We start from the raw sequence: 24,468 nt of genomic DNA on the forward strand, positions 1-24,468 counted from the left end.
ATCAGGACGATGGGGCAGGTCAATCAGACGTCAGCAGGAGGAACGAGGAACAGCGTCGAGCGCCGCCCAGTTAGCCCCCCAATCCTGCCGCGTCCGTCAACGCTTCGTAAACCCGCAGGCCAGCCGGGTCGCCCCATGACCTTCGAAGCCCTAGACCTTTGCTGACCGACCTCGGGGAAGCCGCGTCTGCCGCACCTCGTCATCCTTCACCTTCTGGCCGGGCACGGCGACCATGTGCTCCGGAACGATCCGGCGCTTGGTGTACTCTTGGATGTCGATCATGATCTTGTCGATGGTCTGGGCGGCTTCCTGGCAGTAGCTCGGATCGTAGGGCGCGTACCGCTTCGTCGTCGGGGAGTGCCCGACCGGCAGCGTGTGTCCCATGGTGATCTCGATCTGGTCATGGGGCACGCCGCGGCTCCGCAACTCCCGCGCCATCGTGTGGCGGAGCGAGTACGGCTGGACTTCACGCCCATCTGGGCTGCAAAGCAGGAAGCGCTGTCGAAGGGCCATCTTGCGATCGTCCGCCGTCATGGCTGCCAGCGCTTCCGCGTCAGGCAACTCGGCGAGCTGTTCCGCAGTTGCCGGCCAGATGCGGGCGCGCAAGGCCCGCCATGCAGTCCTAACCGACTTGACCGGCTTGTCCTCGAACGCGACCAGGGGACCGGTCACGCCGGTTGCGTGAAAATCGAGCGAGTGCGTCAACCGCACGATAGGACGGTACTTCTTGGTCTGCCGCCTCCCCTCCGGATTCAGAGCGACCAGCCGATGCAGGCGGTCAACTCGGTCAGCCGTCAGTTGAATCGCGGCGTCGGGCCGACAGACACAGTTCAGCATGACCATGATGAAGGAGAGGAGGTGCGGCGACTCCTCGGGAATGTGCGAGATGAGAGCACCGATTTCCTGGAGGGTCAGCGGTCGTCCCTTCGGATCGGCGTCAGTCCGGTGCAGCCCTTTCTGGTCGACGCCCAACGCGTTCCGGATAACGGGGACCTCGCAGAGTTCGTGCAGTTCTTGGGCTCGACCCAGGGCGGCCCTGCCATTGGACATGATGCGATCGATGTAGGAGTCGCTGCAGCCTTTTTCGGTACGCAGCCAATCGACGAACTCGCCCTGCCGCTGAATGGTGAGATCGGCGACCTTTGCCTCTCCCCAGAACTCCGTCCATAAGGCGAAGGCACGACGCACCTGATCCGCCTGCGCCTGATGCTCGGCCCGGCAGTGGTAGTAGCGCAGCAGAACCTTGTTGAGCGCTTCGCCCTTGGGGTCTGCCTTCGTCGGTGGCGCGCTGTGCTTCAGCGCGTGCTCCGCGAGGAGGAGTTCCGCGGCGCGAAAGTCCTCCGTGCCAGTGCTGCGAGTGCGGCGCTGCTGTCGCTCGGCGTCGTACCAGGCGATGTAGAAGCGGTTTGAGCCGGGGACCTTGACGAGCCAGAAGTCACCGATTTCGGCGTAACGCTGTTCGGGTTGACGGGACATGCGGCAACGGTGCTCCTCTCGATGTAGGCCAGAAGCTGTTCGTGGGTGTAGCGGATGGATCGACCGTTCATGCCGACGCTGAGGTGCGCGATGGTTCCGCCCTTGCGGGCACGGGCCAGCATCACCGGGTGGATACCGAGCTGTTCAGCGGCCTCGCGCTCGGTCATCAGCCTAGTCATCGATCCCTCTCGTCGTTCACATCCAGTGCGCCGGGCGGCACCAGCGGGTATTTCGGTCCGTCATTTCTCGACGTCCCTCGAGTCGCAGATTTTTTTTGATCAGGTGCTCTACCGGCGGCGGGTCAGGCCCCTGGTTCGCCCACGCAGGCCGGCGGTCATGGCGGCACTGACCAGTTCGACCAGGATGGCGCCGAGGCCGTACAGCCTCCGGTGCACATCACCACTGCGTGTTCGGCAGGATCGGCCAGTGTTGAGCGGACACGGTGGCTCTGCACCACCAGGGCAGGGACGCCCTCTAGAATTCTTCATTAGAACAATCATAAATTGCGCTAGTGAAGAATGTTTCCGCATTACGCCGCTTCGGTCTCAGTCAGTTCGGCGATGACGCGGGGCGTCTACGATGAGCGGTTGGATCGTAGCGGACGCCAATCACTGGGAGGCAGTCGCCGTGCCTACTGCTCTCCGCTCCTGGATTATGACGATCCCCGGTCGCCAGGGTCAGGGTGGATGACATCGGCAGTTGGCGGACACGAGCGTACAACTAGCGGACGGGAGCTGTCCGTCATACGACGCGATCGGCATCGTCACGTCCCGGATCGTTCGTCTCATCCTCACGGCTGTCGTCCTTCTCCAGCATCGGTACGCCGGGAATATTGGTTCGCCCTTTCGGCGATGTCCCTCAGTCGTGTCGCTCTTTCCCGGACCACTGGCCGCGAAGTGCCCTCACGATGCCCCTGTCGAGGGGCGTCGCCTTTCCTTGTTGTTCCTATGATTCGGCGGATTCGAAGGATTCAGGGAGCCGAAAGCTCTGCCCGATCAATCGACTACTGACGGTATTCCGGCATCTGTTCGGGAGGGTACCGGCATTCGTTTGGGGGAATTCCGGCATCTGTTTGGGAGAATTCCGGCATTCATTCGGGAGCTTTCCGGCATTCATTCGGGGATGCTTCCAAAAAGCTAGCCGCAGATGGCAAAAAACCGGCAAAGGCAAACGAAAGCTGCCCGTAAGACCTTGATTCGAAAGGCGAGCAAAATCATCGAAGAGTCATTGATGATCTCGGAACGTCTTCCCGTCACCGCGAGAGTCTCCGATGTCGGAAAAATCGATACCAGCAGGCTATCCTTGAGCCTCCTCCCTTCGGGCGACCCATATAGCCGGTGCAACGAAAGGAGGAGCAACGATGTCGCATCACAACGGATACAGCCTCGACTGCACGAGTGTGGCGCAGCGACCGGTTGCCCCCCTGGGCGGCGGCTGGATCGACCGAATCTTCGGCATGCGATCTTCATCGAGCGGGCATAGACCTGCAGAACATCCTGGTTCTTCGAGTCAGGTGGGGGAGGCGGGCAACACCGGTTGGGTGGGTGGTGCTTCACTGTCCCTCGAGGGTGGCGCTGCCAGAACCAGATCGGCGAGAGGCAGCCGTTGGTCCGCGGATGCTGTCGTCATAGCCGGCGATGTACCGCCGACGTCATTCACCATGTCGGCGGTCTCCATTGCCGCACCGCCAGCGTGTTCTGCCGAACGGCTGCAGTTCCGAGCCAGCGCTGGCGCTGTTGAGGTGGGGGCGTGGGGCTTTCCGGTTAGGTGGACTACGACCTGCTCCAGCGCCTTGGCCCGCCCGATCGCCTCGGCGCCGGCAATGGCGAGGGTCGACAGCTCAGCGATGCGGCTCTCGGCTGCTTGCGCAGCGACCTCCAACTCTCGAACGCGCACCGCCGCCTCGGTCCGATCGCGAATCCCATTGATGGCGCGGCCGGCGACGGCACGCAGATCATCGAGGTCATCGGAGGCTTCGAGATCGACAGCTGCCAGCAGCGTGGCGATGATCTCCTGCAGCGCCTTGACCTCGTCGGCAGCGATGATGAAGTTCGCGTCTGCCTGTTCCCGGCTTTTCTCCCAGGTCTGCCGCAGCGTCTCTACTTCGGCTTGCGCGACCGCAACGGCGGCGCCTCGAGCCGCCGCTTCCGCCTCGAGAAGCTGCATGGCCCGCTCCCGCTCGGCGGCGATCGTCCTGGTCAGGATGTGGGCGAAGGTCCGCGACAGCCCGTCCGCGGCTTCGCGCCACTCGCGCGGCAGTTCGACCTGCGCTTCTTCCGAGGGCAGCGTGGACAGCGGTATGGAGGGCGTTGCCGGCGGCGGCGAGGCGGCGCCGATCTCACGCAGGTGCCGACAGACCGTCGTCTTCGACCCGCGGGTCATTTGAACAATCTGGTCGGCTGTGGGCTCGATCCCTTCAACTCGAAGTGCGTCATAGGCGGCTTGCACCGCTGCACGCGTGGCTTTTGTGACAGACATGTGATCACTTCCTGTGGTGGCATCGGTTATAGAGGCAGCAGAAGAGCGATCCGCACGGCGGAGGAACCGGTACGGTACGGCTTGGAACGGTACAGGCCGGTATGGTCCGGTATGATCTCGATCCGGTATGGTACGGCGCCGTCTCCAGGCCATATCGAATTGTCCTGCCATGGCGCCCTCCGCGACGGGAGGCGCCAGGGCACGGTTGTCACGCTGTTTCCGGTCCCGGCCGAGGTCGTCAGGGGTCGTAGGGGTTCTCGACGTGCGGAGAACGGCAGCGAGCGGCAGACGCCCCGCAGCGCCTGTAGGGTTGGACGCTGGAGCTCGAGGCGCAGGCGGTCGAGCTGCGCGTCGGGTACGGCGACGACGGATCCCCCATCCGGCGCCCCGGCCGCCGCCAGAACGTCGTTGAGACGGACCAGAGCCTTGGTCGCCTTGCCAGCGTCGGTCTCGATCTCGTAGAGCCGGTGAAGTCGGCCGCCGCGCAGCACGACGCCGTCGATCTGGGCGAGGCTCCGTTCGACGGCGGCCTGACCGAGCGCCGGCAGCGTCAGTCGGCTTCGCAGTCCGGGGTGCCGGCCACGGTCACCGGGCGGCAGATAGACGGCGTCGCCGAGCAGGAGGTGAACGCTGGCCAGCAGCCCCTGAAGGTGCTCGTGCCGCGAGAGCGGACAGGGGAGGCCGGCGACGGTCGTCGGCGCTCCGGCCCCTGACAGAGCGACGGCTCGGATGAGGGAACCGGGCTGCACCTCGATGTCAGGATAGGGTCGCTTCCGGGCAGGGGTCAGCAGCTTGGCACGCAGCTCGTTGGCGATCTGCGCCGTCGCCTTGCCGGCGCGGTGCGAGCCTGAGGCGGAGGCCAGCAGTTCGGCCAGGCGGTCGGCATGGAGCCAGGCGCCGAGGACGTGCGGATGGCGCAGCACCGTTAGGGCATCGTCGGCGAGGGAGCCCGGCCGATGGCGGACAGGGGCGGGCCTGGTGGGATCGACGATGGCGGAATCCAGCAGGTCGGGATGAAGCATGGCAATCTCCTGCCCATGATCTGCCGGCCGGCAGGATGCCGGCGGCGGGGCAAGACGGGCGGAATGACCGGCCGGTGCCGCTGTTCTGCCGGATCGCCCCCATGGATCGCCACCCCGCCGAGCGGCGGCGGTGCGTCCCAAGGCGGTGCAAGCGGATCGGGAAGCAAATGCGGATTTTTCGGGAACCGCCCCACCGGCACGATCCCATATGAGCATTAGACCCTGCTCTTGACCGCGCCGATCCACAGATCGGCCGCCGTCGTCATGACAGGAGGTTCTCCATGCGCATTCTCTACATCCACTCTTCCGCTCCCCCGACGGCCGATCTGCTCGACCGGCACGCAGCCGCGATCGCCGGCGCCCGCGTCCTGAGGGACAGCAGCGCCGAACAGGCCGGCCGCGACACCCTGCTGACGCTCCTCGTCGATGGTGACGAACTTCTCGTTCCGGGCCTCGAGCATCTCGGCGCCACCAGCAGCATGATCCTGGCCTCGTTGCGCCGCGCCGTTGAGGTCGGCGCCCGTGTCACCCTGTTGCATGACGGCATCGACGGCGCCAGCATCCTGCGGGCCGCCGCTCTCCTCGAGGCCCTGCCGGACGCCGCCGATATGCCGTCGCCACGCCGGGACAGCCGCCCTTACCGCCGCGCGACGCCCGAACGCGTCGCCGAGATCCTCGCCCTGTCGGCGAGCGGCATGCCGATCCGGGTGATCGCAGAGACGGTGGGGCTATCGTCCGGCACGGTCATGCGTGTCCGCCGCATCCATCGGGTTCTTCCCCACTCGTCCTGGCCTTCTGACTGCCTGGGCAGCGCCGACTGATCCTCACCGTCAGGAGCGAGACCCGATCCATGCAGCCCAACCGTCACATCCTCATTCACCTCGACGGCCGCCCGACACGAACGGTCGCCGTGTCCCTCGAGCGTTGCGTCGTGATGATCCACCGCTACACGCGCGACGGATTCTACGATTCCAGCGAGGTGATCGACCGGCTGCCGACTCCGGCCGAAGCCCGTGAAGCGCTGTGCCAAGCCCATCTGAGTGACCACTTCGCCGGATTGTCACAGGGCGATCGGGCGGACATCATCCGGAGGCTCGCCCTCATCGCTGTGGGAGATGCACCGCCGGGTGAGCATCGCACCCGATAAGGCTGCCGGCCTGGCGGGATCGCTGATGCCGTGCAGCCGGTCGGTTGGGGACGGATTTCGAGATCGACGCCCGTCCCCATGGTCTTTCTCAGTCCCGGGCGGTTCCGCGTTGTTTCTGCCCTGATGCCCAAGGTCTGTATCGACGGCGGCTTCGGCTTTCGAACTGAACCTGGTTTTGACCCTTCGCCATAGCGTCGCCGGTTATGGTCGGGGGGCGACCCCCGGCGGTTGCCCCCTCAGGGTGACGAGCCGGCACTCACCGGGCGCGTCGACCCCGCACGCCCCGGCGCGTCGCCGGAGGATCGTCGGGCTTGCCGATGGCGGGAAATTCCCCGTGTCGGTTGGCGTCGGTGACGCCGGCGAGCAGATCGTCCAGCCTGTAAGACGGGGGCATGCTCGAGGGTACAGCGACCGCACCATAGGCCCGCAGGCCCGGACCGCGCCGGTTCGGCGCGGTGCCGGTGAAGGCGATGCCCGGCAGCTGCGCCAGCATCGCCGTCACGCGCCTGACCTCCTCAGGATCGTCCCCCATCAACCGGATCTGCACAGCTTTGCCCATCGTTCATTCCTTTCCCGTAGAAGTTCTGCCTGCTGGTGCGCGGTCAGCATGTCCATCAGCGCATTTTCAGCCGACTGCTGCGCCTCCAGTTGGTTCTCCGCCCGCCCGATCCCAGACCGGACGGGTGCATACAGGTTCGTCCGCCACCCCCATCCGATTCCCGGCTGGAGCGAGGGCCAGACCATCAGGAGCCAGCCGTCATTGCCGGGACCCGACGGCCTCCAGGAAGTGAGGACGTCCCGCCTGACGGAGCTTTTGAGGGGGGACCAGTCCAGGAGCAGATCGCTCATTCTTTGTCCCTGCGCCGCGGCAGACGCTGCCGGATGAGCTCCGCCGCCGCATGCGCGGACAGCGCGCCCTGTTCCACCATGACGGCTTCGGCCGCCTGCTGCGCCTCCGCACGCTTCTGGAAGCCCCACTGGCTCTGGATCGACGCCCCGATGAACCCGCCGGCGCGTTCGCTGCTGTGAACGAGGTAGTGCCACCCATCGCTCTTGCGTGCCACGAGAGCCGTCCAGGATTCGATGCTGAGGCATGCCACGCCTGTGACGATGTCGGTTTCCCAGCGGGCGCTGTCTTCATTGATCACGGCTTCCCCCCTTTGCCTCTTCTGCGCCGATGAACTGCGGTTCGTCCGGCGCCACGGCGGTGAACTCATCTGCCGCCGGTCTCAGGTGCCCGAGGGTCGGCGGCACGCGGCGCACGGGTGACCGCACGCTCGCAAGGTCGAGCGCCCAGCCTTGTCGGCCGGAGCCACTCATGTCCACGTCGCGCCCGTCTGGCTCCTCCCCGCGCCGTAGTGCTTCACCACGTCCCGCAAAGCCGCCAGCTGTTGGTGTGCGGTCAGCCGCTGGTAGGCGGCCGACTCCACCAGCATTTCTACGGCGATGACCGGCGACGCCTGGAACAGACCGGCGCGGATGCGTGCGAGAAATGTGGGTGACCTCTTGCGGGACCATGCGTGGAACCATCGCCGGCCCCATGCCTGTCGCCAGCGCGGGCCGCGGAGGCGCGGTTGCCGGAAGGGAATGCCGGGGGTCCTTGCGGACCAGTAGCGGGGGTGAGCCGCGCGCGGCGGATACCCGAGACAGCGCGGTGACCATTGCGGCGCGTGGAAAGCCCCGTTCGCACCCACATGCGAGTGCGCGCGGAAGATTCGACGCTTGAAGCGCCAAGCCGGCCTGATCACCTCGACCTTCCCGGCCCATAATGCCGTACGACGTCCCGAATCGCTGCGGTCTGTTCGTGGAACGTCAGATCGTCATAGCGCATGGATTCCATCAGCAGTTCGAGCGCGACGGCCGGCGACGCCGGATGTCGACCGGCGCGGAGGCGGGCGAGAAACCGCTCGCTCGTACGCAGCGCCTGCCGGCTGCACGCAATGCCCCAGCCGCGGGTCCATCTCGGCCCCTTCAGCAGCATGCCCGGAGGCGCCTGGCTGAACCGCGCCCCATAGTGGCTCCATCTGCGGTTCCGCCAGAGGGAGAGAGTTGGGTACCACCGGCGAGAGACATCGTACCAGCCCTGCGGCCCCACAGCACGAGAGGGCATGAAGATCCGTTTCCTCATCCTGCTTTTCTTCGTCTGCCGCCTCTCTACCCGATCGCCCATGTCGATCTCCTCTCAAACGTCGTGTAGAATCTAGCCCATGGGAACACATGACCAAATCCCCTTCCGGTGGCTGTTGCGCGTGCAATTCGCATGTGCGCTGGCCCTTGCCTCGCTCGGTGTCGCCTGGTTGGCGATTTGGTCGGAAGGGTTCCTGCTGCTGGTGCTCGCCGTGGGCCTCATGGGGCTGGCGCTGGTGGTCTATTTCAGGTCGTGGCGCTGACGCGCCCCGTCAGAACGAAGAGCGACCATGCCCGCGAGCGGGCAAACCACCAGTTCCAGGCAGCGCGCCCAAACGCCTTGCAGGCGCAAGTTGCACGTATTCGCCGAGATGGTAGGGCTTCGCCTATGCGGCGTTCGTCATTGATACCGTTGTCCACCACATCGTGGACCAGCGGTGATCATGCACTGCCCACGCTGACTTCCTTGGACGGGCTCGATCGGGCGGTTCACGACAGCCATCCAGTTATGGGTAGCGACTTAATTCATCAAAACAACCTTGGGTCACAATGCGCCTCCATGCGCAACATTGATTCCCTCACCGAGGTCAGCATCGAAGCCTCCGTGGGCAGCGTCGGCGATTCGCACGACGACCGATTGGCCAAGACGATCAATGACCATCATAAGAGCGAAGTGATCCGGCGGTGCAGGGCATTGCGCACCCTGGAGGCTGTCGAGTTCAGCACCCCAGATTTGGTCAACTGACTCATCAATCGGTGCCTCTCCAGCCTTTCGGCAACTTCCTGCTCGTCAAAGCCAAATTCGACGTGGTCCTAAACCAGCAGGCCGAAGAACGCACCGTCGAGACCCTGGTTCTTGACGTGCTTCGGGCGATGACTGAGGACGCCATTGTCAGCGGCAGCCTCGCCGACCCCCACCAGCACCTCGAGACCACTATCACGGTGCATGATTATCCGAGTAAGGAGCGAGGGGCGGTCCTTCGCTGATGTCGGACATTCCGTTCGCCCCGTGTCCGCGGGACGCCGAAGAAATTGGCGTCCTGCGCCCGCCTCCTCTCTCCACGGCCCCATATGGCCGGCGTAACACAGGAGGAGGATTTGATGCCGCTTGATCAGCCTTGGTACAGCCTTGACGAGGTCGCCGACCGGTACGGCGTCACACGGCGGACTGTCGAACGCTGGGCGCAGGACAGACGCATCGTCGTCACCACGCTGGCCGGCACCACCCGCCGCATCAGCGCTGCGTCGCTTCTGGCGTTCGAACTGCACAACCAGTCGGTGACGTTGCCGCCCGCGCTTGCGCCCGAAGCTGCCAACCCTTCCGGGGCCGTCGGCGGGGGCACGAAAAGGAAGCACCCCCGCTCCCGAATCACGTCGCGCCGGCCAGGCTGACGCGGCGTCGGGGATTGTCGTCGATTGTCGTTGATTTTCCAATCACTTGGGCCGGCTCGGGACAAGGGGCATGACACAATGGAATTTTTTCCTCCACCCACTGTCCCGAATGTGCGTCGATGTCGCGGATTGTCGTGGATCGTCGCGCAGTGTCGGCCCCCTTGCCATCCCGAAGCCTTTCGCATCGGACGAAACCAGGAGGACCGCATGACGGACCAACTCACACTTTCCCGCCGCAATGCGCCGGGCGCCCTGTCACTGGATTGGCGCCGGCTATGCGACGCCCGTGCGGCGCTCGGCAGGATCCCGGGACCGCTGTCCACCACCGCACGTTGGTGCAGCGCCAACGGTATCGAGCCGTTCGCCGTCGACGATACCGTGCTGGCGGCGGTGGCCGACTATCTGACGACTGCCGGAACCTGGACCGACCGCAAGGAGGCCTATCGGCAGGTGCGGACCTACTGGAACGCTGCCGTGAAGCAGGTCCCCGGCTGGCCCCAGGCGATCATACAGGCGCCGCCACGGCCGCCCAGGCCACTGACCTCGGCTGTGGTCCGACCGACGGCTCGGACACTCGAGGATCTCCGGCAGGTCGTCGCCTCCTCCCCCCTGTTGGCTGACAATGAACGAATGGCGCTGGTCAGCGCGATCACCAGCGCCGCGCGCTGGTTGGGGCGTCCGCCCGGCGAATTGCCGGCCAACCTGAGGTCCCTCGACCCGAAACTCAAAGCGCTCGCCCGCCATTACGCCCAACTCGGAGTCTCCCGGAAGACGGTGACGAACGTCAAGTCGCTGCTGCGCAAGGCGCTGGACCTCATCGCTCCGAGGCCGGCTCTGCCGCCGGTGAGCGACCCAAGCGCCCTAACGCCGGAATGGCGGACGCTGTGGACGGCGTGGCGGGCGACGGTGCCCAAGGCCTATGGTCCGCTGTCCTTCCTGATGCGCCACTGCTCGGCAACCGGGATCGCCCCGGACGCTGTCGACGACGCCGTCGCCGCCGCGGTAGCCGATCGCATGATGGCCTGCGGCTGCCGCAGGGATCTGCCGATGGCGATCCGCCACATCCGAGGCTATTGGAACCAGGCAGTGGAGACCGTCCCCGGCTGGCCGAGCCGACGCCTGACGCTCGGGCTGGCCGCCAGAGGGCCGGTCAGCCTGCCGCTGACCGCGTTCCCGTCGGTCTTCCAACGTAGCCTCGAGGACCTTCTGGTCGTCGCGCGCACTGGCTACCAGCCCGGCGTGACCGGGCTGCGGGCCAGAGCCGAGGCACGGAAGAGCCGCGCCATCAAGGGCGATGACAGCCGGAAGAAGGATAATGGCGGGCGCAAGCGGCTTCGCGATGCGTCCATCGAGGGGCTGGGTGACTTCGTCCGCCGCTTCGCCTCCTGGGCTGTTCACCACGGCCATAGGAAGCTGGAGGACCTGAGGGCCGTCAGCGACGTCGTCAATGAGCAGGTGTTCGTAGCGTGGTACGACGCCTACTGTGACAAGCACGTTCCCACTGGCGAGGAGGACATGCCGCGTAAGCCGGCCAAGACTCTGCACAACGCCTGCGGTTTCCTCGCCATGGCCGCCATCCGCCTGCCGTTGGAGGACGCCCCGGTGGTCGCCGATCTTCTCCCGATGCTCGACTGTGCCCGTGAGGAGCACGAGACCTATGGCGAGCTGACTCCGGAGAATCAGCAGAAGCTCGCCCAGTTCGCCATCCCCGAGAACCTGCGCGCGCTGCACGAGATGCCGATCCGGGTGATGGAGTATCTGGAAAGCGAACGGCAGTCCCGAACCGCTGCGGGGGAAACGCCGGTCACGCCGCGCATGGCGCTGACCGCGGCGGCGGCGATGGGGGTGCTGCTGCTCAACAGCCTGCCGGTGCGCGTGCTGACACTCAGCGGCACTCGTCTCGACAACGTGCAGTGGCCGCTGTCCCGCCACGCCGATGGCGCCGTCGCGTACGAGGCGTGGCAGACCAAGGGGAAGATCCCTGCGCGCGCCGTACTGAAATCCTGGAAGATGATGCTGTTGAGCATCTATCGCACTCACTACCGCCTGCTGCTCGGCGATGTCGGCAACTCCTTTCTCTTCCCCCGTCAAGGCGAGGACAAGCCGATGCGGGCGGCGCCGTTTTCCGGGCTCATTTCGCGGGTGGTCGCGCGCGAAACCGGCCTGGCCATGAACCCGCACCTGTGGCGTCATCTCGCCACCAAGCTGCTGCTGGATGAGGACCCGCGCTATCGGGACACGGTCAGCCGCCTCCTCGGTCATCATGGGGCGGGACGGCGCGAGTATGGCGGCGTGTCGCAGGATCAGGCTGCGGCGGCGCTGGAGACCGCGGTCGATCGTATTCGGGCGCGCGCCCCCGGCCGCGCGCGCCGGACGGCGAAAGCCGCACGGAGGTCGTCGTGAAGCGGGACGAACGCATCCACAATCGCCGGAACCTCCGCGGCTGGAATGCCTATCGCCGCTGGTGCGGCGCGGAGGAGCCGGGCATCGATCCCGGCCGCCTCGAGGCCTACGTCGCCCATCTGGCGGTAACCCATGCCAGTCGGCCGAAGGACATGTGCGAACTGCTCTACGGTCTGGCGGCCGCTTTGCGGGAGCGCGATCCGGACGGCGACCATCTGTGGGTCGAACGCGCCGTGCGGGCGGTCTGGATGGCCTCGTCGGCGCGCAAATCGTCGGACGGACCGGGCCGGGGTGCTGCCAGCCAGCGCCGGCGGGTTCGCCTTTTGGTTGAGGAGTGGCCGGCGCCGATCCGCGCCGCATGGATCGCCGCTCGGGGCACGGGTGGGCGCAGACTGTCGTTGCGCGATCTAATGAGCAACGATAGCCCAGCGCGAAAGTGGTCGGCGGAGACGGTCAATCTGCGTGAGAGGAATATGGGGATGTATTTCGCCTTCTGCCAATCGGCTTCGCTCCCGCTGACGGTCGCGCCCTGTGGCCCGGTGACGACTGGGATTGGCTGTGGAATCATGCCCTGGAACTTCAGAAGCAGGCCAAGGAGGCGCCGAAGGCGCGTCGGAAGCATGAGCGGATGAGAAGCGTTATCGAACTCCGCGAACTCGCTAGAGGGCTGATGGCACGGGCAGAGAAAGCCGGGCGAAGTCGGCGTGCGGCGGCGCTCTTTCAGAAGGGCCTGATCATTCTGATGTTAACCCATCATCCGATCCGACGCCGCAATTTGCACGAACTGTGCATTGGCCAAGCGCCAAAGAACGCCATCACTGGCAGCTTCATCGACCACCTGCCGGGCGGCGGTTTCAGCCTGATGTTGCTGGACACCAAGAACGGCGACCACCGAGTTGAACAGTTGGCGGCCGATGTCGTCGGACCGATGGAACGCTGGCTGACACATTGGCGTATAGCGCTCGCCACGGAACGATCGGGCGAAGCCCTCTGGCTGTCGGCCTGCCCAGGCTTTATTGGTTCCCCGCTGATGCCCAAAAGCCTTACGGAATGCGTGATGGATATCACTGCGGAGGAGTTTGGACTGGGATTGGGGCCGCACCTGTTCAGGGATGTCACCGCCACGGCGATCGTCGACCACGCTCCGGAACTGGTCGACCTTATCCCGCGCCTGCTCGGGCATCGGGATCCGCGCTCCTGCCAGCCCTACATACAGCAAGCTTCCACCACAGCCGCGGCGAGAACACTCGAGGATGTGATTGAGCGGCGGTTGGGACGGAGCATGACCCCGCACGAGAAGAACCAGCGCGCTGCTTTGCTCAACCGCCTCGAGAAGCGGCGGTGACGCGACGGGAAAGTCGTCATCACCTATGTCGGTGGGGTCAATCCCGAAACCGACCCGGTGGTGGCGATCGCGGAGTGGCTCGACTCCCTGAAAAAGGCCGGGATCACATGGGGGCCTCCTGTTCCCCCAGGTGAAAACCTGCGGCAACCCCTCTTTCCGCGACGGCCGCATCCCAAGCCGTTAGCAAACCCCGCCAATGCCGTGCCGTCTGCGGTCAACAACCAGCCGTGAAGCGGATGCTTCGTAAGCGGGGCGTGATCGCACCGGATCAGGCGTTGACAGCTGGGCTCCAGTTCCAGGGGAGGAGATCGGCGAGGTGGCTGGCAGGATAGCCGTTCACCATGCGCTCCAGGACGTCGCGCAGGTAGGCGAAGGGTTCGACGCCGTTGAGCTTACAGGTCTCAACCAGCGAGGCGATCACCGCCCAGCGATGGCCGCCGCCCTCCGAGCCGGCGAAGAGGCTATTCTTCCGGCCGAGGGCTACCGGTCTGATGCAGCGCTCCACCGTGTTGGTATCCATCTCCACCCGGCCGTCATCCAGGTAGACGCACAACGCCTTCCAGCGGCCAAGCGCATAGCGGATCGCCTCGGCCAGCTTGGAGCGGCCCGGCAGGCGGGGAAGTTCGTGCTCCAGCCACGCCTTCAGCTCCGCCACCTGGGAAGCGGCCTCGGCTTGCCGAAGCTGCCGGCGCTCGTCTGCCGTGCGGCCGCGGATGCGCTCTTCGATCGTAAGCGGTGCGAGCGCACCCTTCACCGATTCCCCGGGATCACCGCATGGATCTGTTGCGGCGGGCCTTGAAGTGTTCGCGAAGGTCGAGGATTCCCTTGGCCAGGGCTGGTACGTCGGCCTCGATGATGGGCGTTGTGCCGATCAGAAGAGTGTGCAAGGCCTGGAACGTGGTGTGTTCAGGCTTGTCCGGGTTGGTCATGCTCTTCCAGGCGCGGGGCGCCAGCCGGGTTGCCATGAGGAAGCCGAAGGACCAGAAGATCGGGTCCAAGCCTCCGGCATGGTGGGGCGGCAGTTGCGGCCGGTAGAGATAGGGAAATTGCGCCATCGTCTCCGACAGGCGGTTGTGCTGGGCCGCTACGGCCTGGATGGCGCGGTGCTCCCGCGTGTCCTCGGCGCAGAGCAGGGCGTGGTCGCCCAGGAGGTGGCCGAGCCAAATCTGGGGATCGATGAACGTCGGCCCGATCAGCACGGCGGTCAGGTAGCCGTCGAGCCCGTCGAGGCGCGACACCGGCGCCGCCCGGCCGCGTGCCCGCAGATAGGCTTCGAGTTCGGCGGCATCCAGCATCAGTTTGGGCACCGCCGTGGCGGCGTTTGCGGCGGGCTTGGCCATCATGCCGCCCGTGCCTCGACCGTAGGCGCGGCGTCCCGTTCCGCCCTCCACGCCCAGGGCAGCAGGCGGTCGAGGTCGTTCACTTTCACCGCCCCCGACACGATGCGCTCCAGCACGTCGGCCATGTAGGAGAACGGGTCGATGTCGTTCAGCTTGGCCGAGTTGAGCAGCGAGGCGAGGATCGCCCAGTCCTGGCCACCCGCTGGCGAGCCGGCGAACAAAGCGTTCTTACGGCCCAAACCGATCGGGCGCATGCTTCGCTCCACCGCGTTCGTATCCACGTCGATGCGGCCATCGTCGAGGAAGGCGATCAGCCCGTCCCAGTGGCCCAACGTGTAGGCGATCGCCTTGGCCAGGCTCGACTGGCCGGAGATTTCGCTCCGCACTTCCATCAGTCGGGCCTTCAGCGCCGCCATGATCGGCCGGGCTTCGGCCTGCCGGACCCGCAGGCGGGTGTCCGCCGTGGTGCCGCGGATGCGCTCCTCAATGGCGTACACCGTGCCAATGCGCGTGATCACGTCGCGCGCCACCTCGGACTTGGTAGTTTTGAACACCGCCACGAACTTGCGACGCGCGTGCGCCAGGCAGAAGACGAGGCGGATACCAGTTCGCTTGCGGCGGCGGACCAGCGCCTTGTAGGCGGCGTAGCCGTCGACCTGCAGAATGCCATCGAAGCCCGCCAACTGCTCCTGGACAGCAGCCGTATCCCGCCCCTCGGCGTAGACGTAGCCGACCGCCGGCATGGCGGGGCCTTGCCAGGGACGGTCGTCCACCGCCTGGGCCCACAACTGGCAGACCTTGGTCCGCCCGCGTCCCGGATCGAGCCGGGGCAACGGCGTCTCGTCGCAGTACACCCGCTGCTGAGAGCGGATGTAGAGCAGCAGCCGATCATACAGCGGCCTCAGCCACCAGGCGGCCCGGCGAACCCAGAACACAAGCGTGCTCCGGTCCAGCACGATGCCCTGGCCGGCAAACATCTGGGCCTGCCGATACAGCGGCAGATGCCAGGCGAACTTCGCCACCACGACGTGGGCGACCAGCGCGGTGGAGGCCATGCCGCCGTCCACCACCCGCGGCTTGGCGGTGGCCTGGACCAGGGCGCCGGCGCAGCCCCGGCAGGCGTACTTCGGCCGGATGGTGCGCAGCACGCGCACGATGGCCGGGATCACATCCAGCGCTTCGGCGACGTCCTCACCGATCCGGTGCATCGCCCCGGCGCAGCACGGGCACGCGGTGCTTTCCGGCTCGATGGTCGTCTCCAGGCGCGGCAGATGCCGGGGCAGCGCCCCGACGTTACGGTTCGCTGGACGGCGCGCGGGCCGCTTGGGCCTACCGGCAGTCCGATCGGCGTTGTCGTTGGCGGCCGGAGCCGCTTCAACGGCAAGGTCGCCGAGGTCGAGGACGCCCTGTTCGGGGTCGATCACCGACGCCTTTTCCGATTTCGCCCCGAAGATCAGCGCCGTCAGTGTCTCCACCCGCGCCTGCAACGCCGCGTTCCGGGCCACCAGATCGCCGATGATCCGGGCCAGTTCGGCGGGGTCTGTGGGGAGCGGGTCGGGAGGCTGGACCATGCCCTGGAGTATACCGCAGAGATGCGTCAGAACCCAGGCGTTTCAATGCTTTCAACCCATCCAACGGGGCGTTTTGATCGCCGGCGGCGAGGCCGTGCGCCACTCCAATCCATCGAGCAGCAGCGCAAACTGAACCGCGCTCAGACGGACCGTGCCGTCCCGGATCGGCGGCCAGGAAAATCCTCCGTCCTCCAGCCACTTTGTTGCGAGGATCACCCCGGTGCCGTCCCAGACCAGGAGCTTGAGCCGATCCTTGCGCTTGGAGCGGAAGACGAAGACGTCGCCGCAGTAGGGATCGGCCTTCAGCGCCTCGGCCACCAGGGCGACCAGGCCGTGAACGCCCTTGCGGAAATCGACCGGCTGCGTCGCCACCACGACCTTGAGGTCGGGGCGCAGAGGGATCATCCCCGCCCCCAGGCCGCCGCGACAACCGCCGCCGCAAGGCCGGGATCAACCGCGCCGTGGAACACCAGCCGTCCGCTTCGCACGTCCATCTCGATCCGGCCCGGCGCCGTCTCCCGGGCCGACGGAGATCGATGTTCTGGAGGAGCGGGCGTGGGTTCCTCGGCCACCGTGACGGGGACGAACAGCGGCGTCTCCACCGGAGCCGCGTCCGGGTGTAAAGGCCGGATGAAGTTTCCCCAGATCGGGCGGGTGAAAAATCCCCAGATGGTTGGTGTGGTCAAGTGTTGCTGTCTTGGTTGGCCTCCCTGTCTTTTGGTGGGCGCCCACGGCGTCGTGCCGCCGGTGGTGCTGACGGGCTGATCGGACGTGCGCGGGTGTTTTCCGGCATCAGCTCGGCATGGCGGCGCAGGCGGTAGCTGGCGCCCTCGATCTGGACGACGACGGCGTGGTGAAGCAAGCGGTCGAGCAGGGCAGAGGCGACGACGGTGCCGCCGAACACGTCGCCCCATTCGGAAAAGCCGCGGTTGGAGGTCAGGATCATGGCGCCGCGCTCGTAGCGGGCGTTGACGAGCTGGAAGAACAGGTTTCCGCCGCCGGGAATGACGGGCAGGTAACCGATCTCATCGACGATGAGCAACTGCGGCCGGCACAGGAAGCGCAGGCGTTCGCGCAAACTGCCCTCCCGCTCGGCCTTGGCCAGCGAACTGACGATGTCGGCCAGGGTGGAGAAGTAGACGGAGCGGCCGGTCTTCACGGCCTCGACGCCGAGCGCGAGGGCCAGATGGGTCTTGCCGCATCCGGGCTGGCCGAGAAAATGAAGCACCTCGTGGCGGTCGACGAAGTCGAGTTCCGCCAAGGCCATGATGCGGTCGCGGTCGAGCGAGGGCTGAAAGGAGAAGTCGAAGCCGGTCAGTGTCTTGACGGTGAGCAGGCGGCCCATCTTCAGGGCGGCCTTGACGCGGCGTCCCTCGCGCAGGGTCAGTTCCTCGCCGAGCAGGGCGTCGATGGCCTCCAGGGCGGAGATCTCGCCGCGCTCGATGCGGCGCAAGATGTGTTCCAGTGCCTCCAGGGCGCGCGGCATCTTCAGCCCGACCAGGTAGCGGCGGATGCGGTCCAGGCTGGCCGGGCCGCTGTCCAGTGAGGCGGCGCTCATCGGACGGCTTCCGGCTGGCCGGCGAGGCGGCGGCCGATGGCGTCGTAGATCGCCAGCGAGCGGGGCGTCACCGTGTCGCCCTGGGGCTGGGAGGCTTGGGAGGCGACATCCCTGGGGGTCTGGCTGTTGGGCGGTGGGGGCTGGGTTCGGTGGCCGGTGGCGATGCGCCGTTGGCCGCGTCCTTCCAGCACGGGGTGAGAGGCGACGGGAGCGCCGTCCTCCAGGATGGTGACGGTCTCCGCCGTGAGTTGCACCTCCACGGCGCGCCGGCGGGTGCTGTCCGGCACGGAATAGAGGTTGCCGGCGACCGACACCATGCCGTCGCGGGTGACGCGGCGCTCCAGGGCCAGCACGCTGTTGAAGGGGCCGGCCGGCAACGGCTTGAGGTGGGGCCGCTCCTCGGCGAAATGCTCCGCGACGACGCGCTGGGTGGTGGCGTGCCGGCGACGGTTGGCGATCTGGTCCAGCCACTGGGTGAACTGGGCGTTGAGATCCTCGAGGTTGCGGAAGCTGCGGGCCAGGAAGAAGTCCTCGCGAACATAGCGGAAAGGCCGTTCGACCTTTCCCTTGGTTTCGGGCCGGTAGGGTCGGCACGCCTTGGGCAGGAAGCCGTAATGGGCGGCGAGGTCGAGGAGCTTGGCGTTGTAGGCGATGCCGCGGCCGGGCTGGTCGGGGTCCTCGACCTCGCCGAGCACGGCGGTTTTCATGCGGTCGTAGAGGATTTGCTCGGGCGCCCCGCCGAAGCTCTCGAAGGCGGCGATGTGGCAGCGGAGCACGGTGGGCAGATCCTGGCGGGCGACGAAGCGCGCCCACATCATGCGGCTGTGGCCGAGCACCATCGAGAACAGCCAGACGATCCGCTCCGCCTCGGGCTCGTCGGTGAAGGTCGTCTTGAAGAAGGCGAAGTCGACTTGGCCCTGCTTGCCGGGCGGCGTCTCAAACCGGCGCTCGAAAGATGGGACGGGTGCGGGGCGGACGGTGCGCACGAACGCCTTCAGCATCGTGTAGCCGCCTTGGTAGCCACGCTCGCGGATGTCGCGCAGCAGGCGCCGGGCGCTGAGTTCCGGGAACGCCTGCAGGCGTTCGCGCAGATAGGAGGGCCCGACCAGCGTCGGCCGCGGGGGCCGTGGCGTGTAGGCCGGCGGCTCCAGCCCCTGGGCGATGTATTTGCGGATGGTTTTCCGGTCCAGACCGGTGCGGCGGGCGATCGCCGACACCGTCAGCCCTTCGCGTGCGAGATCGAGAATCATGACGAGTTCCCCAAGTCTGACCACCGGCGCCCTCCCTCCATCGATGGAGGGGATCATGGCAAACGGCGGGCGCACGGCTCCGGGGCGATCGCCCCGGAGCCGGGCTGTTGCATCAAACTGGGGAAATTTCACCCGCCCCCTTCTGGGGAGTATTCACCCGGCACTGACACCGGGACGACGCCCGCCTCCCGACGCCACACCGTGAGCAGGCCGCGGTTCACCCCGTTGCGCCGCGCCACCTCGGAGATGTTGGCGCCCGGCACGGCGCTCTCCGCCACGATGCGCGCCTTCTCCTCCGCCCTATACGAGCGCCGCTGACGCCGCCCCGTGATCACCTCAATCCGCCGATACGGCCTGCCTTCATCCATGGCTTCAAGTCTGGGATGAAGCCTGACGCCTTCTCCCATCGTGCCCTCCGTCTCCCGTGAACCCGCGCGCAATCTCGGTCACGGAAACCGTTTCGGGAAGAAGGGTGCGCTCGTAGCGCTTACCTTCGATCGCGTAGAGCCGGGCGATGCGGCGCAGCGCCTCGGCGGCGATCGGCGAGCCGTTTTCGGCCAAGTCGTAGAAACGTCGACGCGCATGGCTCCAGCACGCCGCCAGCACGACCCGGTTGCCGGCAGCCAGCCGTTCGAACCCGGCATAACCGTCCACCTGCAGCACACCGCAGAACTCCCGCAGGTGGGCGGCTGGGCGTTCGCCTTTGCGATCGCTGGTGTAGGCGTAAATCACCGCCGGCGGGTCCAGCCCCTGCCAGGGCCGATCATCGCGGGCATAGGCCCAAAGCCGTCCGGTCTTCACCCGGCCGGTTCCCGGCGCCAGCGTCGGCATCGGCGTGTCGTCGGCGAACAGCTTGGCCGAGGCGAACAGGGCCTTGGCCAACTCCTCATGCAGCGCCTCCAGCCACCAACACGCCTGTCCCGCCCAGCCCGCCAGAACCGAGCGGTCGACGGGAAAGCCGTTGCGGGCCAGGATCTGCGCCTGGCGGTAGAAGGGCAGATGATCGCAGTAGCGACTGGTGATGACGTGCGCCAGCATCGCCGGCGTCGCCATGCCCTTGGCGATCGGCTTCTCCGGGGCCGGCGCCTGATGCAGCGTGCCGCAGCCGCGGCAGGCGTATTTGGGCCGGCGGATGCGCAGCACCCGCACCTGGGCCGGCACGTAGTCGATCATCCGGGCCACCGTCTCGCCGGCCTCATGCAAAGCCCCGCCGCAGCAGGGGCAAACCCCGGCGCCGGACTCCAGCCCAGGCGGCTCGAGTGTGAGATCGTGATGCGGCAGATCATCGGGCAAGTCGCGGCCACGGCTGGGTGGTTCCGCAGGGGCTGACGGTTCCAGTTCAGGGGCTGCGAGTTTGGCCTCGACCCGGGCGATGTCCGCCTCCAGCTCCTCCAACCCGAGATCGAGCTGATCGGGATCGAGCCGTTCGGAGCGGCGCCCGAAGACGGTGCGCTGCATCTGTCGGAGCTGCTGACGCAGAGCCTCCAGCTCCGCCAGATCGGCTTTCTGGCGCTCAACGACCTCGGCCAAATCGCGCACCATCTGCTGCAGCAGGGCTGGATCAGCGGGCAGGTTGTCGAGGTCGAAGCGCATGGCCGATTGTACCTTGGATCACGGCCCCAAGCCAGCCAAGCCTGTGGTTTTCCTCACCTTTTCTCCCATTCATCCCGCTGCAGTCGGCCGCGACACCGGCACGGTGTGACGCCAGTCCAGCCCCTCCAGAAGCAGGGACAGTTCCACCGGCGTCAGTACCACTGTGCCGCCCGGCGTCCGCGTCGTTGGCCAAACGAAACGGCCACGTTCCAGCCTCTTGGCGAACAGGCACATGCCGTTCTGATCGGCGTAGAGAATTTTCACGCGTCCAGCACCTTTCCCTCGGAAGATGTAGAGGTGGCCGCAGAACGGATCCTTGCCCAGCGCCTGCTGCACCAGCAGGGCCAGTCCGTCGAAGCCGCGGCGCATGTCGCAGGGCTCCAGCGCCAGGTAAATGCGTACACCGGCCGGGATCGACAGCATCATGACCGCTCCAGCACGCTGATCACCCGGCGCAGTGCTTCGGCATCGACATCCCGACCGACCCGCAGCCGCCGTCCGCCGGCCAACTCGATTTCGATCATGCTGGCACCGCATGGAGTTGGCGGCGTGAGGGGAAGAGCGGACGTGGTGTCTGCCACCTCCACCGGCGCGAAGATGGGCGGCGGCTCGGCCGGAGTGAGCATCTGGCGGCGCCAGCGGAACAGCAGGCTGGGATCGACCCCGCGCCGCCGGGCGACCAGCGACACGCTCACGCCGGGCTCGCAGGTTTCCGCCACCAGCTGCTCTTTCTCCGCCTGCGACCAATACCGCCGGCGGGGTGCCGCCTCGACGATCTCCATCACCAAGGGAGCGCTCGCCGTCATAGGGACAGCACCAGGACTATCCCTATGACAGCGAGCGCTCACCCCCTTCGCAGCGGCAAAGCGGCGCGACCACCGTCCCAGAGCCCAGCGTCCAATTCCATGGGCTTCAGCATAGGCTTTCAGCGTCAGCCCGCTGCCCTTCCAGGCCTCGACATGACCGCGCCAATAGCTCTCCAGATCCTGACCCGACATCCCCTTACCCCGCTGAGCTGCGATCAGCGGAATATTTCATGAACCACGATCACGTCGGATGTGTCGTCACGCAACGCTTACGATGCTTCAGCGATCGCCAAGTGCGGGTTCAATCAAAGCGTAAGCGTTGGTATTCTCGGCTCTGAACAACTCCGGTATCCGATTTGTCGTCACGCAGCGCTTACGATTACTCGTCACTGTCGCCCCCGTCCTCGCTGGTTTCATCGTCGATGTCGATTCGCAGGCCCTTGCCACGATGCCGGAGCAGAGCGAGGATCTCGTCGATCGCAGCATCGTGCTGAAGGCCGTACGACGTCTTCGCAATCTTCTCCTTGAACGCCTTCAACTGGCTCTCGATTTTCCGACCAACGTTCGCGGTGCCTTCATCCGACGCGTCCGGGTACAGGAAGTCGTGGCGTCGCATGCGATGGCGCAGTAGGAATGCGGTGAGACGCAGGGCGCCAGCGTACCTCTGCGGACGACGATGATCGGCGCAGTCGTCGAGCATCGCCTTGGCGAACTCGGCCAGCGTGTCGGCCTGCTCCGGCATAAGGACCGCTCCAGCGGATTCGTGAAAGGCGAGGACATCCGCCGCCGCCTTCGCAATGTCGGAGTTCAGCGCCTTGCCGGAATTCATGCTGAGCCACGCCCGCTCAGACAGGAACGTGAACAGGACGGCCAGATCGGCCTCGTCGCGCAGCACGCGCCCCATATACATGGTAGCGCGGCGATCTGGGGCGTTGTCGATGCACATCCGCCGGAACGATCCGCGAACCGTCGGCGGACAGGCGCCGAAAGTGAAGGTCGCGATTTTCCGTAGAACCCGAAGAACACTCTGCTGGGTGGGGGAGAGGGTGGGCGCGCCGAACAGGGCGCCGTAATCGGAGTCGAGCTTCGCCAGAACCGCCTGGAGCAGATCGGTCCACCCCGGATCGGCCCCGATCGCGGCGGGCGGCCGCCCGTCGGACGAGAACAGGGTATACGGCCGTCGGTCCGGATCGGCACCGCCGGTCGCGAACATTGGGGCGGCCCGCACTGCGAAGGTCTTCTCGAACCGACCACTGATGAACCTCTTGTAGGCCATGGCATTGGCCGCGTCCGGTGCGCCGATCCGAAGAAAGTCGTAGAGATCCTTCCTCAAGGAGCCGCCGTTCGCGCGGACCCAGGTCCAGAGACAAATGTGCGCCTCCTGAGGGGTCACGATGGGGTAGCTTCCCTTGCCGTTCAGGATTTCCAGAATGGCGTCCCGATCCTGCTCAATCGCCTCCATGCCCCCCCAGTCGAGGAGAACCGGTGCGGTGCCGAGAGCCCCCGCTGCATCCGGACGGACTTCAACCCGCGCATGTCCCTGGGCCGGCACCTGCGTCACGTGGACGGCAACCCGGACGTCGGACATCGGAGGGTTCGCGAAGCGAACGAGGCTGTGCCGCGCTGCCGCCTCGTCCTGCTTCAACAAGTAGAATTCGAGTTCTTCCGTGCCTGCGGTAACTTCGAAGCGGTCGAGAAGCGACCGTTCGTAGGTCATGCCACCCTCGACACGCGCGCTCGGTTCGACGAGGTGGACGAAACAATGCCGTCCATCGCGGATGGCGTTGATCTCGATGGCGGGCAGGAAGTCGAAGTAGGAGGTCTGCCCAAGGGCGCGCCGGCGCCCGTAGACCGCACACCCAAGGGCGACGAGCCCGCGCTCCGGGGGAGCGGACACCACCGGCGAACCGTCCGGCCGAAGAGCGCGAATCGCTTCTGCGAGGATGGTCAGCGGAGTGGTCGCGTCGATGCCGTCCGCCAGTGCGGCGCCAGCCAGCGGTCCCTCGACGATGACAAGGCCAGCGTGCCGCAGTGCCGTCGCATGACGCTCGCAGAACGCGTGGATCGCGCGCGTCATGCCGACTGCGACCGGCTCGGGAAGCGTCCGACTGCCGTCGATCACCCGCCAGCATCCACCGGTGCCGCGCACGAGACCATCCACGGCATCAAGGCCGGCCATCGGGTTCCAGTAGCACCCGGTCGACCAAAGGATCTGGCTGGCCACGCCGGGATCGCCGTCCGCGTCGATCTCCGCGGCGGTCCGGAGTAGAGCGGCGAGGTTTCCACCATCGTAGTGGACGACGGTGCGCAGATCATCCCGCCGGCGCACCGGGACGACCGCCAGGGCACCGCCGAGTGGCAGGATCTCAAGTCGCAAGCCTGTGGCCGCGATGCCGTCAGGAAGGATCTGCACCACGATCGCCTCGGCGTCGTGCAGGTGTGCGAGTTCGTTCGGCGTTGCGTCCTCTCCCCACCCGAGCACCGCGGCAACCGGTCGCCACAGCAGCTTCAGATCAAGGCCGACCCGACCGGCGCTCTCGATGAAGGCGTTGCGGACGTCCTCGTCGTACTCGGGGAGGTCGGGCACGGCCAGAACGCAACTGCGCACGCGCGGGGGGACAATGGAGCGGATATGGTGGCCGAGGACGAGGTCCAGCGCATAGCTCTCCGGGCCGGGGTGGCGCCCGATGCGCTGGATCATCGCGAGAACCGGCAGGCGCGGTTGCACGTCGGCGGCCTCGGGCGGCGACGGCCAGCCTCGGCCATGAAACGACGCGATCGCCTCGTCGCCGGTCAACACGTGGTTGCTGCCTATGGGAACAACGACCGGTCCGGGTGGACCGACAAACGATTCGCGGCCCGCGCCGGCGATCAGGCAGCGATCACGAACGCCGTTCAGGTCCACTCCGACCGCCACCGCCGACGAGGCTGGCCGATCTCCGATGACGCTCCCGTCCATC

The 24,468-nt window shown here is 66.4% G+C and carries 24 protein-coding genes and 4 pseudogenes; 9 read left to right on the top strand and 19 right to left on the bottom strand.

Annotated features, from left to right (window positions below; genetic code table 11):
• Positions 1-150: 150 nt before the first annotated feature.
• From AL072_RS02445 to AL072_RS34810, 4 genes and pseudogenes are all read right to left on the bottom strand, one after another.
• The gene (locus AL072_RS02445) at positions 151-1,476 is read right to left on the bottom strand and encodes a site-specific integrase (protein ID WP_045581661.1); all 1,326 of its coding nucleotides are present in this window, start codon (positions 1,474-1,476) and stop codon (positions 151-153) included.
• 74 nt (positions 1,477-1,550) lie between these two features.
• A pseudogene (locus AL072_RS36175) lies at positions 1,551-1,655 on the bottom strand (hypothetical protein); the annotation flags it as partial.
• A gap of 1,330 nt (positions 1,656-2,985) precedes the next feature.
• A complete protein-coding gene (locus AL072_RS02450) occupies positions 2,986-3,954 on the bottom strand; it encodes a DNA-binding protein (protein WP_158511034.1) in 969 nt (322 codons plus the stop codon).
• Positions 3,955-3,980: 26 nt separating this feature from the next.
• The gene (locus tag AL072_RS34810) at positions 3,981-4,976 is read right to left on the bottom strand and encodes a hypothetical protein (protein ID WP_045581659.1); all 996 of its coding nucleotides are present in this window, start codon (positions 4,974-4,976) and stop codon (positions 3,981-3,983) included.
• A 281-nt stretch (positions 4,977-5,257) separates the two neighbouring features.
• Here AL072_RS34810 and AL072_RS02460 point away from each other — a divergent pair, with 281 nt between their 5' ends.
• On the top strand, positions 5,258-5,797 hold the full coding sequence (locus AL072_RS02460; protein WP_045581658.1) for a helix-turn-helix domain-containing protein: 540 nt from the start codon (positions 5,258-5,260) through the stop codon (positions 5,795-5,797).
• Between the two features lie 29 nt (positions 5,798-5,826).
• Positions 5,827-6,123 (top strand): hypothetical protein, encoded by a 297-nt coding sequence (locus AL072_RS02465; RefSeq protein ID WP_045581657.1) that lies wholly within the window; start codon positions 5,827-5,829, stop codon positions 6,121-6,123.
• 256 nt (positions 6,124-6,379) lie between these two features.
• Here AL072_RS02465 and AL072_RS02470 read toward each other — a convergent pair whose 3' ends face one another.
• Positions 6,380-6,682 (bottom strand): hypothetical protein, encoded by a 303-nt coding sequence (locus tag AL072_RS02470; protein WP_144428115.1) that lies wholly within the window; start codon positions 6,680-6,682, stop codon positions 6,380-6,382.
• A 286-nt stretch (positions 6,683-6,968) separates the two neighbouring features.
• Complete coding sequence (locus AL072_RS02480) at positions 6,969-7,271, bottom strand: hypothetical protein (protein ID WP_045581654.1); 303 nt, start codon at positions 7,269-7,271, stop codon at positions 6,969-6,971.
• Positions 7,272-8,372: 1,101 nt separating this feature from the next.
• Here AL072_RS02480 and AL072_RS34085 point away from each other — a divergent pair.
• From AL072_RS34085 to AL072_RS02515, 7 genes are all read left to right on the top strand, one after another.
• Positions 8,373-8,513: a hypothetical protein gene (locus tag AL072_RS34085; RefSeq protein WP_158511035.1), complete on the top strand. Its 141-nt coding sequence runs from the start codon at positions 8,373-8,375 to the stop codon at positions 8,511-8,513.
• A gap of 296 nt (positions 8,514-8,809) precedes the next feature.
• Positions 8,810-8,995 (top strand): hypothetical protein, encoded by a 186-nt coding sequence (locus AL072_RS02490; protein ID WP_052709968.1) that lies wholly within the window; start codon positions 8,810-8,812, stop codon positions 8,993-8,995.
• Positions 8,996-9,006: 11 nt separating this feature from the next.
• Entirely contained in the window at positions 9,007-9,237 is a 231-nt protein-coding gene (locus AL072_RS02495; RefSeq protein WP_052709967.1) for a hypothetical protein, read from the top strand.
• A gap of 114 nt (positions 9,238-9,351) precedes the next feature.
• On the top strand, positions 9,352-9,642 hold the full coding sequence (locus AL072_RS02500) for a helix-turn-helix domain-containing protein (RefSeq protein ID WP_045581652.1): 291 nt from the start codon (positions 9,352-9,354) through the stop codon (positions 9,640-9,642).
• Positions 9,643-9,849: 207 nt separating this feature from the next.
• Positions 9,850-12,045 (top strand): hypothetical protein, encoded by a 2,196-nt coding sequence (locus AL072_RS02505; protein ID WP_045581651.1) that lies wholly within the window; start codon positions 9,850-9,852, stop codon positions 12,043-12,045.
• Positions 12,042-12,677 carry a hypothetical protein gene (locus AL072_RS02510; protein WP_045581650.1) on the top strand — a complete coding sequence of 212 codons (636 nt, stop codon included), beginning with the start codon at positions 12,042-12,044 and terminating at the stop codon, positions 12,675-12,677. The genes AL072_RS02505 and AL072_RS02510 overlap by 4 nt, the downstream gene beginning before the upstream one ends.
• Positions 12,674-13,390, top strand: a complete 717-nt coding sequence (locus AL072_RS02515) for a hypothetical protein (RefSeq protein WP_045581649.1) — start codon at positions 12,674-12,676, stop codon at positions 13,388-13,390. Before AL072_RS02510 ends, AL072_RS02515 begins: the two co-directional genes overlap by 4 nt.
• 268 nt (positions 13,391-13,658) lie before the next feature.
• Here AL072_RS02515 and AL072_RS02520 read toward each other — a convergent pair.
• The 13 genes and pseudogenes from AL072_RS02520 to AL072_RS02570 all read right to left on the bottom strand — a co-directional run.
• Positions 13,659-14,117: pseudogene (locus tag AL072_RS02520) on the bottom strand (IS66 family transposase); the annotation flags it as partial.
• A 40-nt stretch (positions 14,118-14,157) separates the two neighbouring features.
• The gene (locus AL072_RS02525) at positions 14,158-14,733 is read right to left on the bottom strand and encodes a YecA/YgfB family protein (RefSeq protein ID WP_052709966.1); all 576 of its coding nucleotides are present in this window, start codon (positions 14,731-14,733) and stop codon (positions 14,158-14,160) included.
• Complete coding sequence (tnpC, locus tag AL072_RS02530; protein WP_045581647.1) at positions 14,730-16,301, bottom strand: IS66 family transposase; 1,572 nt, start codon at positions 16,299-16,301, stop codon at positions 14,730-14,732. The genes AL072_RS02525 and tnpC (AL072_RS02530) overlap by 4 nt, the downstream gene beginning before the upstream one ends.
• A 51-nt stretch (positions 16,302-16,352) precedes the next feature.
• Positions 16,353-16,706, bottom strand: coding sequence for an IS66 family insertion sequence element accessory protein TnpB (gene tnpB / locus AL072_RS02535; RefSeq protein ID WP_045581646.1), 354 nt, complete (start codon positions 16,704-16,706; stop codon positions 16,353-16,355).
• Entirely contained in the window at positions 16,703-16,987 is a 285-nt protein-coding gene (locus tag AL072_RS34090; protein WP_144428119.1) for a hypothetical protein, read from the bottom strand. Before AL072_RS34090 ends, tnpB (AL072_RS02535) begins: the two co-directional genes overlap by 4 nt.
• Complete coding sequence (gene istB, locus AL072_RS02540) at positions 16,984-17,859, bottom strand: IS21-like element helper ATPase IstB (RefSeq protein WP_045581645.1); 876 nt, start codon at positions 17,857-17,859, stop codon at positions 16,984-16,986. The genes AL072_RS34090 and istB overlap by 4 nt, the downstream gene beginning before the upstream one ends.
• Complete coding sequence (gene istA, locus AL072_RS02545) at positions 17,856-19,133, bottom strand: IS21 family transposase (protein ID WP_045581644.1); 1,278 nt, start codon at positions 19,131-19,133, stop codon at positions 17,856-17,858. Before istA ends, istB begins: the two co-directional genes overlap by 4 nt.
• Before the next feature lie 104 nt (positions 19,134-19,237).
• Positions 19,238-19,516, bottom strand: a complete 279-nt coding sequence (locus tag AL072_RS36180) for a transposase (protein ID WP_144428120.1) — start codon at positions 19,514-19,516, stop codon at positions 19,238-19,240.
• Positions 19,488-20,702 (bottom strand): annotated as a pseudogene (gene tnpC, locus AL072_RS02555) (IS66 family transposase); the annotation flags it as partial. The pseudogene tnpC (AL072_RS02555) and the gene AL072_RS36180, both read right to left, overlap by 29 nt.
• A gap of 69 nt (positions 20,703-20,771) precedes the next feature.
• Positions 20,772-21,128 (bottom strand): IS66 family insertion sequence element accessory protein TnpB, encoded by a 357-nt coding sequence (gene tnpB / locus AL072_RS02560; RefSeq protein ID WP_082108895.1) that lies wholly within the window; start codon positions 21,126-21,128, stop codon positions 20,772-20,774.
• Positions 21,125-21,508 (bottom strand): IS66-like element accessory protein TnpA, encoded by a 384-nt coding sequence (gene tnpA, locus AL072_RS36185; RefSeq protein WP_045581642.1) that lies wholly within the window; start codon positions 21,506-21,508, stop codon positions 21,125-21,127. Before tnpA (AL072_RS36185) ends, tnpB (AL072_RS02560) begins: the two co-directional genes overlap by 4 nt.
• 45 nt (positions 21,509-21,553) lie before the next feature.
• Positions 21,554-21,700: pseudogene (gene tnpA / locus AL072_RS36190) on the bottom strand (IS66 family insertion sequence element accessory protein TnpA); the annotation flags it as partial.
• 187 nt (positions 21,701-21,887) lie between these two features.
• Positions 21,888-24,467 (bottom strand): hypothetical protein, encoded by a 2,580-nt coding sequence (locus AL072_RS02570; RefSeq protein WP_045581641.1) that lies wholly within the window; start codon positions 24,465-24,467, stop codon positions 21,888-21,890.
• Between the last annotated feature and the right edge of the window lies 1 nt (position 24,468).

Origin of the sequence: Azospirillum thiophilum, from assembly GCF_001305595.1 — a bacterium.
Lineage (GTDB): Bacteria > Pseudomonadota > Alphaproteobacteria > Azospirillales > Azospirillaceae > Azospirillum > Azospirillum thiophilum.